The organism is Halogeometricum sp. S3BR5-2 (genome assembly GCF_031624635.1).
In the GTDB taxonomy this organism is placed as follows: Archaea; Halobacteriota; Halobacteria; order Halobacteriales; family Haloferacaceae; genus Halogeometricum; species Halogeometricum luteum.
The window spans coordinates 334,616-348,977 of sequence record NZ_JAMQOQ010000003.1 but is presented as its reverse complement, the minus strand read 5'-3'; the positions used below and the strand labels follow the sequence as shown (position 1 = coordinate 348,977).

Sequence of the window (14,362 nt, the reverse complement as noted above, 5' to 3'; positions counted from 1 at the left end):
CGTTACCGGGCCGTGTAGCCGCCGTCCATCGAGACGGTCGACCCCGTCATGTACGAGGAGGCGTCGGAAGCGAGGTAGACGACGAGTTCGCGGAGTTCCTCCGGGCGGCCGAGCCGTTCCATCGGCGTGTTCTCGACCCACTCCGCCTCCATCTCCGGGTTCGCCGCGAGCACCTCGTCGACGAGTTCCGTCCGCATGTACCCCGGCGCGATGGCGTTGACGCGCACCCCGCGGTCGCCCCACTCGACGGCGAGCGACTTCGTTAGCATCGAAACGCCCGCCTTCGTCGTGTTGTAGCTGGCCTGCTTCTGCGGGACGTTCACGTCGAACCCGGACATCGACGCGATGTTGACGATGCGACCCTCGCCGCGTTCGAGCATCCGCCGGCCGACGTGCTTCGCACAGAGGAAGACGCCGTCGAGGTTGACCGCGACGACGCGCCGCCACGACTCGATGCTCGTCTCCTCGGCGGGGGAGTTCTCGACGATGCCGGCGTTGTTCACCAGCACGTCTATCGGGCCGAGGCGGTCCTCCACCTCCTCGACCATCGCTTCGACGGACGCCTCGTCGGTGACGTCGACGGGGACGGCGACCACCGTCGTCTCGCCGTCGAGTTCGGCGGCCGTCTCCTCCGCCTTCTCGACGTTGAGGTCCGCGATGGCGACGTCCGCGCCCATCTGCGTGAGGCCGGTGGCCATCTGTTTGCCGAGTCCCTGCGCCGCGCCGGTGACGATAGCCGTCTCTCCTTCGAGGGAGAGGCGTTCGAGTACGCTCATGCGTCAGTCTGCCATCACTCCCCACGGTGTTAAACCTCACCCTCGGTCGCGCCGCGCGCACGGCCGAACGCCGTCCGACGGCGTCGGCGTGTCGCCGCGCCGACAGTCTCCCCGTCACTTCAAGTGGTCGCGGGGGGATGTGGATTCATGAAAATTACCGGGTACGAGCTGTTCGCCGTTCCGCCGCGGTGGCTGCTGCTCAAACTGGAGACGGACGAGGGGACGGTCGGGTGGGGGGAGCCGATAGTTCAGGGACGCCTCGAAACCGTCCGAACGGCGGTGTCGGAACTGGTAGAGGGCTACCTCGTGGGGGCCGACCCGCTGCGCATCGACTACCACTGGCGGAAGCTCTACCAGAGCGGCTACTTCCGCGGCGGGCCCATCCTGATGAGCGCGCTCGCCGGCGTCGACCAGGCGCTCTGGGACATCAAGGGCCGCCACCACGGCGTGCCGGTGCACGACCTGTTGGGCGGGCACGTCCGCGACCGACTCATGGTCCACCAGTGGGTCGGCGGCGACAGCGTCGACGACGTCGTCGAGATGGCTGCACAGAGCCGCGAACGGGGCTATCGGGCGTTCAAGCTCAACTACCCGCGGGAGTTCCGCCCGCTGGAGACGCCCGCCGTCGTCGACGGCGTCGTCGACCGAGTGGCGGCCATCCGCGACGCCGTCGGCGACGAGGCGCTGGTCGGGCTCGACTTCCACGGTCGGGTGTCGAAACCGATGGCCGCGAAACTGCTCGACCGGCTCGAACCGCACGACCTGATGTTCGTCGACCAACCGCTGCTCCCCGAGCAGTTGGACGGGTTCGACCGCATCAACAGTCGGACGAGCATTCCCATCGCCACGGGCGAGCGGTTGTACTCCCGCTGGGAGTTCAAACCGCTGTTCGTCGAGGACGCCGTCTCGGTCATCCAGCCCGACGTGACGCACGTCGGGGGAATCAGCGAGATGCGGAAACTCGCGTCGATGGCCGAGGCGTTCGACGTGGCCGTCGTCCCGCACTGCCCGCTCGGCCCCGTCGCCTTCGCCGCCAGCCTGCAGGTGGCGTTCTGCTCGCAGAACCTCGTCCTGCAGGAGCAGGACCTCGAACTGCACGACCCGGGGTCGAGCCAACGGCTCGCTCTGCTCGAAGACCCCGAGGCGTTCGGGTTCGAGGACGGCTACGTCGAGCGTCCGACCGGACCCGGACTCGGCATCGAACCCGACGAGGAGTACATCCGCGAGAAGGCGCAGACCGACGTGAACTGGTACAACCCCGTTTGGCACCACGAGGACGGAAGTATCGCCGAATGGTGAGTAAATAGTCCTACAAAGACGAGTAGAATCACAAACAGAGAGAATTTAGATTCTACCTTCCCGTTTATAGACAGAATATCTTTTGGATGGAATTTAAACCCCCACATATGATTCTATTATATCCTATATGTGTTTATATACAGAACAAAGCCACTTCGGTCCAAGAAAAGGCAGATATTTGTCACTGGTATGACTACATACGGACAGGATGGAACGGATGTACGTTTACTACGGGTTCCTCGCGCTCTGGGGCGGGACGGCGGGGACGGACGCGGTCCGAATGGGAACGGAACAGGGATGGGGCGTTCCGATCGCGGTGCAGGGCGCCGCCGGTGCGCTACTGGTCGCGGTGTCGGGATGGAAACTAGCGACGGAGTCGCCGTCCGACTTCGAGGTCGGTCCCGCCGGGTTCTGGGCCGTCGTCATCGGCGTCTCCGTCATAGTCATAGTACATCTGCTCTGAGTTCGGCCGGTCGGTACCCGAGAGACAGGCGTCGCTCACGCCATGTCGGTCAGGCTGACGAACGACCCCTCCTCGGCGGTTATCCACGTCGTCGTGCGCTCGAAGCCGACGAGGTCGGGCGGAAACAGCGTGCACTCGGCCGGTCCGTCCCGCGGGAGGACTATCTCGGCCGCCAGTCGCGGCGGCCGGTCGGGACCCGTTTCTCTCGGCGGGCGTTTCTCGGCGTCGTGCGCTGCGTTGTCGTCCATCGTCGTAGCCTCGGGAGCGAATCGCTCTCGACAACGACTACGGCCCCCGAGCGCATGACTGGCGGCCGTCGTTCCCGCCGAGCGAGAACGACGGACCGCCGCGTCTGCGACGACGTGCGCCACAGGTTCTTGGGGTAGGCCTCGTAGTACGACCATGCCTCGCCTCCGGGACGCTCCGCTCGAACCGCCGCGCCGACGATGACCGCGGACGCCGCCACCGAAGCGGTCGCCGACGACCCGCGGGGGAGCGAGTGGCACGGCGATTCAGCCGAACGCGTCTTCGAGCGGGTGGACTCCTCGACGGCGGGGCTGAGTGGCGAGGAGGCCGCCGCCCGCCTCGACGCGCACGGTCCGAACGAGATACGCCAGTCCGAGAGTATCTCCCTCGTGGAGATATTCCTCGCACAGTTCCGGGACGTCCTCGTCTACATCCTCGTGCTCGCGGCCCTGCTCTCGCTCGGCGTCGGCCTGCTCCCGGGCGCCGAGGCGAACTACACCGACGCGGCGCTCATCCTCCTCATCCTCCTCGCCAACGGCGTGTTCGGGTTCGTGCAGGACTACCGGGCCGAGAAGTCCATCGAGGCGCTCCGAGAGCTATCCTCGCCCGTGGCCACCGTCCTGCGCGACGGCGAGAAGGTGACCGTCGACTCGACGGCCGTCGTCCCCGGCGACGTGGTGTTCTTAGAGGGCGGGGACGCGGTGCCCGCCGACGCGCGGGTGGTCGAGGCGGCCGGCCTCAAGACGGACGAGTCGGCGCTCACCGGCGAGAGCGCCGCCGTCGAGAAGTCGGCCGAACCGCTCGACGCCGACGCGCCGCTGGCCGAGCGGTCGAACATGGTGTACATGAACACCTCGGCGGTCGAGGGGCAGGCGACGGCCGTCGTCGTCGCGACGGGGATGGACACGGAGGTGGGCGGCATCGCCACGCAGATGGAGGCGGCCGAGGAACAGGAGACGTCGTTTCAGGCGGAGGTCGACCACCTCGGCACGCGCATCGGGTACGGCGTCGTCGGCCTCATCGCCCTCGTCGCCGCCGTCCAACTGCTGTTGACCGCCGCCAGTCCGCTCTCCGTGCTCCTCGTCGGCGTCACCCTCGCCGTCGCGGCCGTCCCGGAGGGGTTGCCCGCCGTCGTCACGCTCACCCTGGCGCTCGGGTCGCGGCGGATGGTCGAGAAGAACGCCCTCGTCAGGCGCCTGCCCGTCGTCGAGAGCCTCGGCGCCGTCGACACCATCGTCACCGACAAGACGGGAACGCTCACCGAGAACCGGATGACCGTGGTGCGCGCCGCCGCCGCGGGCGAGACGTACGACGTGACCGGAACCGGGACCGAGACGGACGGGGAGTTCCGTCAGGGTGAAAGGACCGCCGACGCCGTCCCCCTCGAACCGATGCTTCGCTGCGGCGCGGTGTGCAACAACGCCGAGCGAGCGCCCGACTCGCAGGACGTCGACTACTACGGCGACCCGACCGAAGTCGCCCTCCTCGTCTCCGCCGCGAAGGCCGGCGTCGACGCCGCGCACCGGCGCGTGCGCGTGATTCCGTTCACCTCGGAGCGGCGCCGCATGACCGTGCTCGCGGCGGGCGAGGGCGGGGACGGAGAGGAGGGCGTTCGGAACGCGGTCCGCGACGGGGCGACGGGCGCCGACGGCGGGGGCGTCACCGCCTACATGAAGGGCGCGCCGGAGCAGGTGCTCGACCACTGCGACCGGGTGCTCGACGGGGGCGAGGCGGTCGAACTCACCGACGAGCGACGGGCGGCGATTCTGGAGTCGAACCGCGCGTTCGCCGGCGACGCCCTCCGCGTCCTCGGGTTCGCCGCGCGGGCGGTGACCGACCCCGACGCGCCGGACGAGGAGATAGAGCGCGGCATGGTGTTTCTCGGCCTCCAGGGGATGTTAGACCCGCCGCGGGAGGGGGTCCCCGAGGCCGTCGCGGACTGTCGGGAGGCGGGAATCCGCGTCGTCATGGCCACCGGCGACAACGTCGAGACGGCGAAGGCCATCGGGCGAGAGGTCGGATTCGACCCCGAGGGGGCGCTGACGGGCCGGGAGGTGGCGTCGTCCTCCGAGGCCGAACTGCGCGAGGCCGTCGAGGAGACGGAGGTGTTCGCGCGCGTCGAACCCGAGCACAAGGTACGGGTGTTGAGTGCGCTCCAGTCGAACGGGCACAACGTGGCGATGACGGGCGACGGCGTCAACGACGCCCCAGCCCTGCGGAACGCCGACGTGGGCATCTCGATGGGGATTCGGGGGACCGACGTCGCCCAACAGGCCAGCGATATGGTGCTGCGCGACGACAACTTCGCCACCATCCGCGACGCCATCGCCGAGGGGCGGGGCATCTTCGACAACATCCGCAAGTTCGTGAACTACCTCCTCTCGGCGAACGCGGGCGAGGTGCTCGTCGTGTTCGTCGGCGTCCTCCTCGGAACCGTCCTCTTCCCGGAGGTGTTCGCCGAGCGACCGGAGGCGCTCGTCCTGACGCCGGTGATGCTCCTCTGGATCAACCTCGTGACGGACGGCTTCCCGGCGCTGGCGCTCGGGGCGGACCCGAAGGCGGAGGGAATCATGGACGAACCGCCGCGGCCGACGGACGAACCCGTGCTCGACGGGCGACTGATGGCCTCGATCGGTTCTATCGGCCTCGTCATGACCGTGACGGGTCTCGCCCTGTTCTTCTTCGGACTGCAGTCGACCGGCAGTCTGGTCCGCGCGCAGACGCTCCTGTTCGCCTTCCTCGTCGTCGTCGAGGTGGTCAGGATACAGGTGATACGGGCGCGGTACGACCTCTCGCTCGCGTCGAACCCGTGGCTCGTCGGCGCCATCGCGCTGACGCTCCTCCTGCAACTAGTCGTGCTCTACACGCCGCTGAACGACCTCTTCGGCGTCGAAGCCCTCCCGCTCGACGCGTGGGGGTTGGTCGGCGCGGCGTTCGTCGCCTTCCTCGCGCTGAATTTGCTATCCAGCAGACTCCTCGACCGCGCGTTCGCGGCGCGGGAGTAATCGAGTCTTGACCCGGTAATTATCCGGTGGTATTACCAACGTATTTCACCGCCGAGCCGGTACGGGCGAGCATGAGCTTCACCGACGAACTGTCGACGGTGGCCGAACCGCTCTGGGACGCCATCGAGGACCACCCGATGGTCGAGCGGTTGGGCGCGGGCACGCTCTCGACGGACCCCTTCGAGTACTGGGTGCGGCAGGACTACGTCTACTTAGTCGACTACGCGCGGGTGTTCGCCTACGGCGCCGCGACGGCGCCCGACTTGGAGCGAATGGGCACGTTCGCGGGACTCCTGGATTCGACCATCAACACGGAGATGGACCTCCACCGCGCGTACGCCGCGGAGTTCGGAATCAGCGAGGCGGAGTTGGAGGCGACCGAAGCCTCGCCGACGACGCGCGCGTACACGGACTTCCTCGTACGCACCGCCGCGACCGGGTCGTTCGGCGACCTGGTCGCCGTTCTCCTCCCCTGCATGTGGGGGTTCAACGAGACGGCCGAGCGACTGCGGGCGAAAGGCGAACCCGACGACGAGCGGTACGCCGAGTGGATAGACACCTACGCGGGCGCGGAGTTCACCGAACTCACGACGTGGTGCAAAGAGCTGATGGACGGCGTGGCCCGCGATGCGAGCGACGCCGAACGCGAGCGCTACCGCGACCTGTTCTACGAGTCGGGGCGCTACGAGTACCGCTTCTGGGACGCCGCGTGGCGGCAGGAGGAGTGGGCGATATGAACGGCGGCGACTCCGAGGTCGGAAGCGAGTCCGTCCCCGACTCGTTCGACGCGTACGCCGAGACGGTCACAGACGCCCGCTTCACCGACTGGCTCCGGGAACGGTCGGAGCCGGAGTGGACGGCGGCGACGACCCACCGGTTCACCCGCGAACTGGGTGCCGGCGAGGTGGACGACGCGGCGTTCCGGCGGTATCTGGTGCAGGATTACGCGTTCCTGGAATCGCTCGTCGGCCTCGTCGGCCACGCCGTCGGCGACGCGCCGACGATGGCGTCGAAGCGTCGGCTGTCGACGTTCCTCGGCACGCTCACTTCTGAGGAGGACGACTACTTCGAGCGCTCCTTCGAGGCGCTGGGCGTCCCGCGCGAGACGTACGAGGACCCGACGCGAACGCCGACGACGCTTGCGTTCGAGGACCTCATCGAACGCGCCGCCCGGCAGGGCGGGTACGCCGAGCGACTGGCCGTGCTCCTGCCCGCGGAGTGGACGTACGAGGCGTGGGCGGCGGCCGCCGCCGAGGGGTCCCAGTCGCCCGACCGATTCTACCTCGACGAGTGGGTGCACCTCCACGCGAACGACGATTTTCGGGCGTTCGTGGGGTGGCTCCGCGGGGAACTCGACCGGGAGGGCGCGGCCGCCTCGCCGCGGCGCCGGCGCCGCCTCGAACGACTCTTCACGCGGACCGTCTCGCTGGAAGTCGCGTTCTTCGAGTCGGCCTACGACGCGGGCGACGCCGAGGAGGGTGAGAGCCGGTGGTAAGTTCGACCCTCGCCCTCGGTCTCACCGTCGTCACCCTCGCCGTCTTCGCGGGGCTGGGGCTGTGGTTCTCGCGGGGGCGCGTCGGTTCCGTCGAGGACCTCATCACCGCCCGCGGCACCGCGGGCGAGGGGCGGTTGAGCACCACGCTCGTCGCCTCGGTGATGGGCGTGTGGATACTGCTGTCGGCCCCCGAGGCGGGCGCGCTGTACGGCATCGCCGCCGCCGTCGGCTACGGACTCGGCGAGGCCGCGCCGATGCTCGCGTACTCTCGATTGGGACCCCAAATACGGGAGCTGATTCCGGAGGGCCACTCGCTGACCGAGTACGCCTACGCGCGCTACGGCGGCGCGATGTACGCGTTCGTCCTCGCCGTCAGCGCCCTCTACATGTTCGTCTTCCTCGCCGCCGAGTTGACGGGCATCTCGCTGGCGTTCCACTACGTCGCGGGGGTCCCGCAGTGGCAGACGGCCACGCTCGTCGCCGGATTCGTCCTCCTCTACACCGCCTACGGCGGCCTCCGGGCGAGCATCGCCACCGACGCCGTACAACTGTTCGTCGTCCTCCCCCTCCTCGTCGGGAGCGTCGCGGCCCTGCTGTTCGCGCTCGGCGGCCCCGGCCCCGTCGTCGACGGCGTCGCGGAGGCGAACCCGGCGCTTCTCGACCCCGGCTACGTCCCCGGCCTCCGGTTCGGCGTCGCCCTCGTGTTCGCGGTGCTCGGCGCGGAACTCCTCAACCAGACGTGGTGGCAGCGCATCTACGCCGCCGACGGCTCCGAGACGGTCGAACGGAGCTTCCGCGTCGCCACCGTCGCCAATGGTCTCGTCCTCCTTTTGGCCACGCTGCTCGGCGTCGTCGCCGTCGGGAACTCGGACGTGGTCACGGCGGGCGCGGAGTACAACGCCGGCGTCGCCTTCTTCGTCCTGTTGGACGGCGCCTTCTCCGAGCCGCTGGTCGTCGGCGTCCTCCTGCTCGCCCTGCTGCTCGTGACGAGCACGGCCGACTCGCTGTTCAACGCCCTGTCGAGCCTCGTCACCGCCGACCTGCCACGGGTGCTCGACGACCCCGACGACCGGACGCTCCGCCTCGGGGCGCGCGCGGTCACCGTCGTCGTCGCCGTCGCCGCCGTCGCCGTCAGCCTCCGCGCGCGGAGCGTCCTCAGCCTGTTCTTCGTCGCGGACCTCCTCGGCGCCGCCGTCGGCGTCCCCCTCGTCTACGGGCTGTTCAGCGGTCGGCTCTCCGGACGGGGGGCGCTGGCGAGCGCCCTCCTCGGCCTCGCCGTCGGGAGCGCGTTCTTCCCCTTCCCGTTCGGTCTGCACGGCGCGGTCGACTCGCTCCTCGGCGGCCTCCTCCCGGCGCCCGACCCGACCTACCTTCTGCCGTTCGCCGGCGCGTTCCTCGTCTCTTCGACCGCGTCGGCCGCGGCGGCGCGCCTGTCGAGCCGCGAGTTCGACCTCGACCGCCTCTCGCGGGAGATTCGCCGCCTCGACGGACCCGTCGCCGACGGCGGAACGCCGCGCGACTCGACGGAGGCGAACGGCCCGGACGAGCCGAACGACCGGACCGACCCGACCTTCGAGGGGGCGGAGGACCGATGAGTTCCGTCGCACGTCGAACAGCGTTCGACGGAGGTGACGACCGATGAGCGACGCGGCGTTGACAGTCTCGGGAACTCGGCTGGCCGGGGTGCGCGAGCGACTGTCCGGGATGGGACCCGCGTGGGTCGCGGGCGCCGTCGCGGCCGGGCCGGCGACGATGGCGAGCCTCGTCACCGCCGGGGCGAGTTTCGACTACTCGCTGCTGTGGGTCGTCGTGCTGTCGGCCGTCGCGGGGACGCTCGCGCAGTACCTCGCGATGCGGCTGGGTCTGCTGACCGAGCGCGGAATCGTCGCCGTCGTGGAGGCGCACCTCGGCGAGCGGTGGGCGTGGCTGCTGGTCGCCGACGTGGTGGTCGCCGCCGGCGCCGCGCAGTTGGTGATTCTGAACACCCTCGCGAGCGTCACGTCGACGGTGACGGGCGTGGGCGCGGGGGTCTGCGGCGTCGCGTGGGCGCTGGTGCTCGCGGCCGGACTCGCGGGCCGGGGCTACGGCTTCCTCGAACTGGCGGCGAAACTGCTCGTGGCCGGCGTCGTCGTCGCGTTCGTCTCCTCGCTGCTCGTCGTTCCCGTCGACCCGGGCGCCGCGGCGCGCGGCCTCGTCCCGACGCTGCCGGCGGGGAGCGCGGTGCTGGCCGCCGGCATCCTCGGCGGCGCGGTGCACGTCACGCTGGTGACGATGCACTCGTACGCGATGCGGGCGCGCGGGTGGACGCGGTCGGACGCCGACCTCGCCGTCTTCGACGTGGTCGCCTCGATGCTCGTCGCCTTCGGCGTCTACAGCGTCGCCATCTTCCTCGTCGCGGCGAGCGTGCTGTCGGACCCGGACCTCACGACGGTCGGCGCCGCGGAGGCGCTGGGACCGCTCGTCGGTCCGGGCGCGGAGTGGCTGTTCCTCCTCGGACTCGGCGGCGCGGCCGTCTCGACGCTCGGCGGGAACACCGTCGCCCCGCCCTTCCTCCTCGCGGACAAACTCGGCTGGGGGACGACGGTCGAGGACGGCCGCTACCGCGCTCTCCTGGCCGGGTTCGCGCTGCTGTCAGTACCGGGGGCGTTCATCGGCGGCGAGGTGCTCGGCCAACTCGTCCTCGTCCTCGCCCTCGGCACCGTCGGGACGCCGTTCGCCCTCGCCCTCGTGCTCTACCTCCTGAACTCCCGAGCGGTATCCGAACCGACCCCGACGCTCGCAAACGCAGGCGGCGTCGCCGTCTTCCTCCTCTCGGGTGCGCTGGCAGCGAACTTCGTCCGCGGACAGGTCGCCGGCGGCGTCGGTCCGCTCTCGGGGGCCGTCCTCGCGTTCGCCGTCGTCGTCGCCGCCGCCACGGTCGGCGTTCTCGGGAAGTATATCCGAGAGGAAGTCGCCGGCGCGTAGTCCCCGCCCCGACCTTCCGTTCGAGGCGACCCCGTTCCGGTCGCCGACTCGTCCGGCCGACCCGGAGAGTGAGTCGGGTTCGCACGGCACGCGGGAGAGCGACTGCAGCGCTAGATATTCACACACGCCCGAGAGGGGGCTTAAACCACCGAATACGGCGAATTAGTATCCGATTGACAGGGCCAAGTACCGTATAACAAAGTACGTTCCTTCGGTTCGGTCGGTAGACCCGCCTCTCTATTCGGCGGTCGAACACATATGCTCGAAGTCACACAGGCGGCCCCTCAGGTCCGCGCTCTCCACGGAACCGAGGGAACGACGGTCGACGCGCAGACAGCGCCATCGCACGGTCGGGGGTCGGCGCGACAGTGATGGGCCTGTACGGCAGTCAGCGAGACCCCGAAGAACAGCGACGGGCGTTCACGTCCGGCGAGGTGCCGGTCTCCGTCGTCGGCCTCGGGAAGATGGGCCTGCCGCTCGCGGCGGTGTACGCAGAGACGGCCGGCGACGTCGTCGGCGTCGACGTCGACCAAGACGTGGTCGACGGCATCAACGAGGGCCGCTCGCACATCAAGGGCGAACCGGGCCTCTCGGACCTCGTCGCCGAACAGGTGGAGGCGGGGCGACTCCGCGCCACCACCTCGGCCGCCGAGGCCGCGGAAGCCGCGGCGGTCCACGTCGTCATCGTCCCGACGCCGTTGACGGACGACCACGAACCGGACCTCTCGGCGCTGACCGCCGCCGTCGAGGGCATCGGCGAGGGCCTCTCGAAGGGCGACCTCGTCGTCGTCGAGTGCACCGTCCCGCCGGGGACGTGCGAACGCCGCGTTCGCCCGCTCCTCTCGTCGGTCAGCGGCCTCGACGAGGACGAGTTCGGCGTCGCCTTCTGTCCCGAGCGGACGTCCAGCGGACGGGCGCTGAAGGACATCCGCGGCGCGTACCCCAAAGTCGTCGGCGGCGCCGACGAGGAGAGCGGCCGCGCGGCCGAACTCGTCTACGGCGAACTCACGACGAACGACATCGTCCCGATGGAGGACGCGACCTCCGCCGAGGCGGTGAAACTGTTCGAGGGCGTCTACCGCGACGTGAACATCGCCCTGGCGAACGAACTCGCCAAACTCGACCGCGACCTCGGAATCGACGTCAACGAGGCCATCGACGCGGCGAACACCCAACCGTTCTGCGACATCCACACGCCCGGACCGGGCGTCGGGGGCCACTGCATCCCCTTCTACCCGTACTTCATCATGAAGTACACCGAGACCGACACCCCGCTGCTCCGGACGGCGCGCGAGGTGAACGACTCGATGCCCGGCCACACCGTGGACCTACTGACGGACGGTCTGGAGGCGATGGGGCGCGACGTGGACGGGTCGACCGTCGCGGTGCTCGGAATCACCTATCGGGCCGGCGTCGAGGAGACGCGGAAGACGCCCGCCGCCGGCGTCATCGACGGCCTGAACGCGCGCGGCGCGAAGGTGCTCGCCGCCGACCCCCTCATCGACGACATCGAGTCGTTCGGCGCGACGCCCGTCGAGGCCCGAGACGTTCCCGACGCGGACGTCGACGCCGTCGTCCTCGTCACCGCACACGAGGAGTTCGCCGACGTCGACTGGGCGCGCCTCGAAGACGCCCTCCTCGTCGACGGGCGCGGCGTCCTCGAGGAGTGGTGCGGCGACGGCGACCACCGCATCCTGACTATCGGAGGAGGAGAGCGTGTATCGGAACAGTAGCGTCGCCGTCGTCGTCCCCGCCTACAACGAGGAGGGGTTCGTCGGCGACGTGGTGCGCGGCATCCCGGCCTACGTCGACAAGATATACGCCGTCGACGACCGCTCGACCGACGGGACGTGGGAGGAGTTGCGCGCGTGCGCGGAGCAGGTGAACGCCGAGAGCGACGGAGAGCGCGTCGTCCCCATCCGTCACGAGCGGAACCGCGGCGTCGGCGGCGCCATCAAGACCGGATACGGACAGGCGCTGCGCGACGAGATGGACGTGACGGCCGTCATCGCCGGCGACGGACAGATGGACCCGAGCAAACTGACGCAGTTTCTCGACCCCATCGTCGACGGCGAGGCGGACTACACGAAGGGCAACCGCCTCTGGCGCGAGGACACGTGGCGCGAGATGTCGCGGTGGCGCCTGTTCGGCAACCGCCTGCTCACCGTCCTGACGAGGATAGCCAGCGGCTACTGGGGGATGGTCGACCCGCAGAACGGCTACGCGGCCATCTCGCTGCGGGCGCTCGAAGAACTGCCCGTCGACGACCTCTACGAGGAGTACGGCTTCCTCAACGACCTGCTCGTCCACCTCAACGTGCAGGGCCTTCGCATCGCCGACGTGCCGCACGAGGCGGTGTACGGCGACGAGCAGAGCGGTATCAAATACTCGACGTTCGTCCCGCGGCTGTCGAGGCTCCTCCTGCGCGACTTCCTCTGGCGGCTGAAGATGAAGTACTTCGTCTACGACTTCCACCCGACGGGGCTGTGCTACGCGCTCGGCGCCGCCGGAACCGGCGCGGGCGCGCTCGCGACGCTGAAGGCGCTTGCCGACCGCGACGCCGAGAACCGCTTCACGAACCTGCTGCTGTCCGGCGCCGTCTCGCTGCTCGGATGGCTGTTCCTCGTCGTCGCCGTCGTCCTCGACATCGACCGGAACGCCGACCTGGTGGCGTCCGGCGAGTACGGCGAGCGACGCGCGGAGGAGGACATCCCGGACGCGGCGTACGCGCAGACGGGCGACGCGACGAACGGCGCCCCGGAGACGGGGGGCGACGCCGACTCCGAGGTCGGGAGCGAAGGCGAAGACGGGAACGGGAACGGCGCGGACGGCCTCCCGGGAGAGACCGACGAGGCCGCCGGAGGGAGCGGGCGGTGACGGACGCTCTCGAACCCGCCGTCGGTCGCCGCGGAGGTGAGCGTAGCCGTGCGAAACTCGCCTGAGCGGACGTCCGGCGCGGTCGGGTTGGCCGTCGAGTCCATCCTCGTCGTCGCCGCCCTCGCCGTGTTCGGCGCGGCGGCGCTGACGCTTCCTCCGGGCCCGACCCGAATCGCCGTCGTCCTACTCGGACTGCTGTGGCTGCCGGGGTACGCCATCACGACGCTGGTGTTCCCGAAGCGCGTCGTCGAGCGACCGGCGCGGAGCCGTCGACTCGGGCGGACCGACACCGGGTCGCGCCGCGGGACGCTGACGGGCGCACAGCGGGCGGGGCTCTCGCTCGGCCTCAGCGTGGCCGTGCTCCCGGTGTTCGGCGTCGCCATCGTGGCAAGCCCGCTCGCGCTCTCGATACAGGTGGTGCTGGCCGCAGTGGTCGGATTCACCGTGCTCGTGTTCGCCCTCGGCGTCGTGCGCCGGGTACGGAAGCGCGAGGAGAGCCGGTACGTGCTACCGCTGGCCTCGTTCCGACGGACCGTCGGCGCCGGGTTCGAGGGGTCGACCCTCGACGTCGCGCTGAACGTCCTGCTGGTGCTGGTCCTCGTCGTCGCCAGCGCCGGGTTCCTCGGGGCGGTGGCGCTCCCGCAGGACCAGACGACGTTCACGCGGGTGTCGCTGCTCACCGAGAACGACGAGGGGAACCTCGTCGCCAACGGGTACCAGACGGACCTCACGGTGGGCGAAACCGCCGAATACGTGCTCGAAGTCGCCAACCACGAGGACGGACCGACGACGTACACCATCGTCGTCGAACAGCAGGAGGTGGGCGAGAACGGCAACATCGTCAGGTCCGCCGAGGTGGACCGGTACCAGCGGAACATCGGCGAGAACGTGACCTGGCAGTTACGGCACGAACTCCAGCCGACGTTCGCCGGCGACAACCTCCGGTACACCTATCTCGTCTACCGGGGCGAGGCGCCGGACGACCCGAGCGTCGACTCGGCGTACCGCCATCTGACGCTGGACATCAACGTCAGCGAATCGTAGCGGAGGTTTCCCACCGGCGGGAGTGTTTCGGCCCACCCTGCGACCGCCGAGGCCCGCTGGACGCGCGGAATCGCTCAGTTTATGCGACACATATTCAACCGAGTGAGTCCGAATTATCCGACAGGAATGACCGATCAGTCGAGAGTCGTCGACACCGCGGCCGCCGAGGGAGCGCGCCGCGAGGGGAGTCGCG

Annotated in this window: 12 protein-coding genes; 10 read left to right on the top strand and 2 right to left on the bottom strand. The window is 69.5% G+C overall.

Going from position 1 to position 14,362, the window contains the following annotated elements:
• Positions 1–2: 2 nt before the first annotated feature.
• Entirely contained in the window at positions 3–776 is a 774-nt protein-coding gene (locus NDI79_RS13510) for an SDR family NAD(P)-dependent oxidoreductase (RefSeq protein ID WP_310929040.1), read from the bottom strand.
• A 147-nt stretch (positions 777–923) separates the two neighbouring features.
• Here NDI79_RS13510 and dgoD point away from each other — a divergent pair, with 147 nt between their 5' ends.
• Both dgoD and NDI79_RS13500 read left to right on the top strand, forming a co-directional pair.
• Positions 924–2,075 carry a galactonate dehydratase gene (dgoD, locus tag NDI79_RS13505; RefSeq protein WP_310929039.1) on the top strand — a complete coding sequence of 384 codons (1,152 nt, stop codon included), beginning with the start codon at positions 924–926 and terminating at the stop codon, positions 2,073–2,075.
• Between the two features lie 208 nt (positions 2,076–2,283).
• On the top strand, positions 2,284–2,538 hold the full coding sequence (locus NDI79_RS13500) for a hypothetical protein (protein WP_310929037.1): 255 nt from the start codon (positions 2,284–2,286) through the stop codon (positions 2,536–2,538).
• Positions 2,539–2,573: 35 nt separating this feature from the next.
• Here the strand turns inward: NDI79_RS13500 and NDI79_RS13495 are convergent, their stop codons facing one another.
• Positions 2,574–2,786: a DUF7511 domain-containing protein gene (locus NDI79_RS13495; RefSeq protein ID WP_310929036.1), complete on the bottom strand. Its 213-nt coding sequence runs from the start codon at positions 2,784–2,786 to the stop codon at positions 2,574–2,576.
• Between the two features lie 198 nt (positions 2,787–2,984).
• On the opposite strand from NDI79_RS13495, the gene NDI79_RS13490 reads away from it, so the two are divergent.
• The 8 genes from NDI79_RS13490 to NDI79_RS13455 all read left to right on the top strand — a co-directional run bounded on the left by NDI79_RS13490 (position 2,985) and on the right by NDI79_RS13455 (position 14,169).
• The gene (locus NDI79_RS13490) at positions 2,985–5,789 is read left to right on the top strand and encodes a cation-translocating P-type ATPase (RefSeq protein WP_310929035.1); all 2,805 of its coding nucleotides are present in this window, start codon (positions 2,985–2,987) and stop codon (positions 5,787–5,789) included.
• A gap of 71 nt (positions 5,790–5,860) precedes the next feature.
• The gene (gene tenA, locus NDI79_RS13485) at positions 5,861–6,526 is read left to right on the top strand and encodes a thiaminase II (protein WP_310929034.1); all 666 of its coding nucleotides are present in this window, start codon (positions 5,861–5,863) and stop codon (positions 6,524–6,526) included.
• Complete coding sequence (locus NDI79_RS13480) at positions 6,523–7,284, top strand: TenA family protein (RefSeq protein ID WP_310929033.1); 762 nt, start codon at positions 6,523–6,525, stop codon at positions 7,282–7,284. The genes tenA and NDI79_RS13480 overlap by 4 nt, the downstream gene beginning before the upstream one ends.
• Entirely contained in the window at positions 7,278–8,879 is a 1,602-nt protein-coding gene (locus tag NDI79_RS13475; protein ID WP_310929032.1) for a sodium:solute symporter family transporter, read from the top strand. Before NDI79_RS13480 ends, NDI79_RS13475 begins: the two co-directional genes overlap by 7 nt.
• 43 nt (positions 8,880–8,922) lie before the next feature.
• On the top strand, positions 8,923–10,248 hold the full coding sequence (locus tag NDI79_RS13470) for a divalent metal cation transporter (protein ID WP_425499604.1): 1,326 nt from the start codon (positions 8,923–8,925) through the stop codon (positions 10,246–10,248).
• 371 nt (positions 10,249–10,619) lie between these two features.
• The gene (locus NDI79_RS13465) at positions 10,620–11,981 is read left to right on the top strand and encodes a nucleotide sugar dehydrogenase (protein ID WP_310929302.1); all 1,362 of its coding nucleotides are present in this window, start codon (positions 10,620–10,622) and stop codon (positions 11,979–11,981) included.
• A complete protein-coding gene (locus NDI79_RS13460; protein ID WP_310929031.1) occupies positions 11,965–13,125 on the top strand; it encodes a glycosyltransferase family 2 protein in 1,161 nt (386 codons plus the stop codon). The genes NDI79_RS13465 and NDI79_RS13460 overlap by 17 nt, the downstream gene beginning before the upstream one ends.
• 48 nt (positions 13,126–13,173) lie before the next feature.
• Positions 13,174–14,169 (top strand): DUF1616 domain-containing protein, encoded by a 996-nt coding sequence (locus NDI79_RS13455; protein WP_310929030.1) that lies wholly within the window; start codon positions 13,174–13,176, stop codon positions 14,167–14,169.
• The last annotated feature ends 193 nt before the right edge of the window (positions 14,170–14,362 follow it).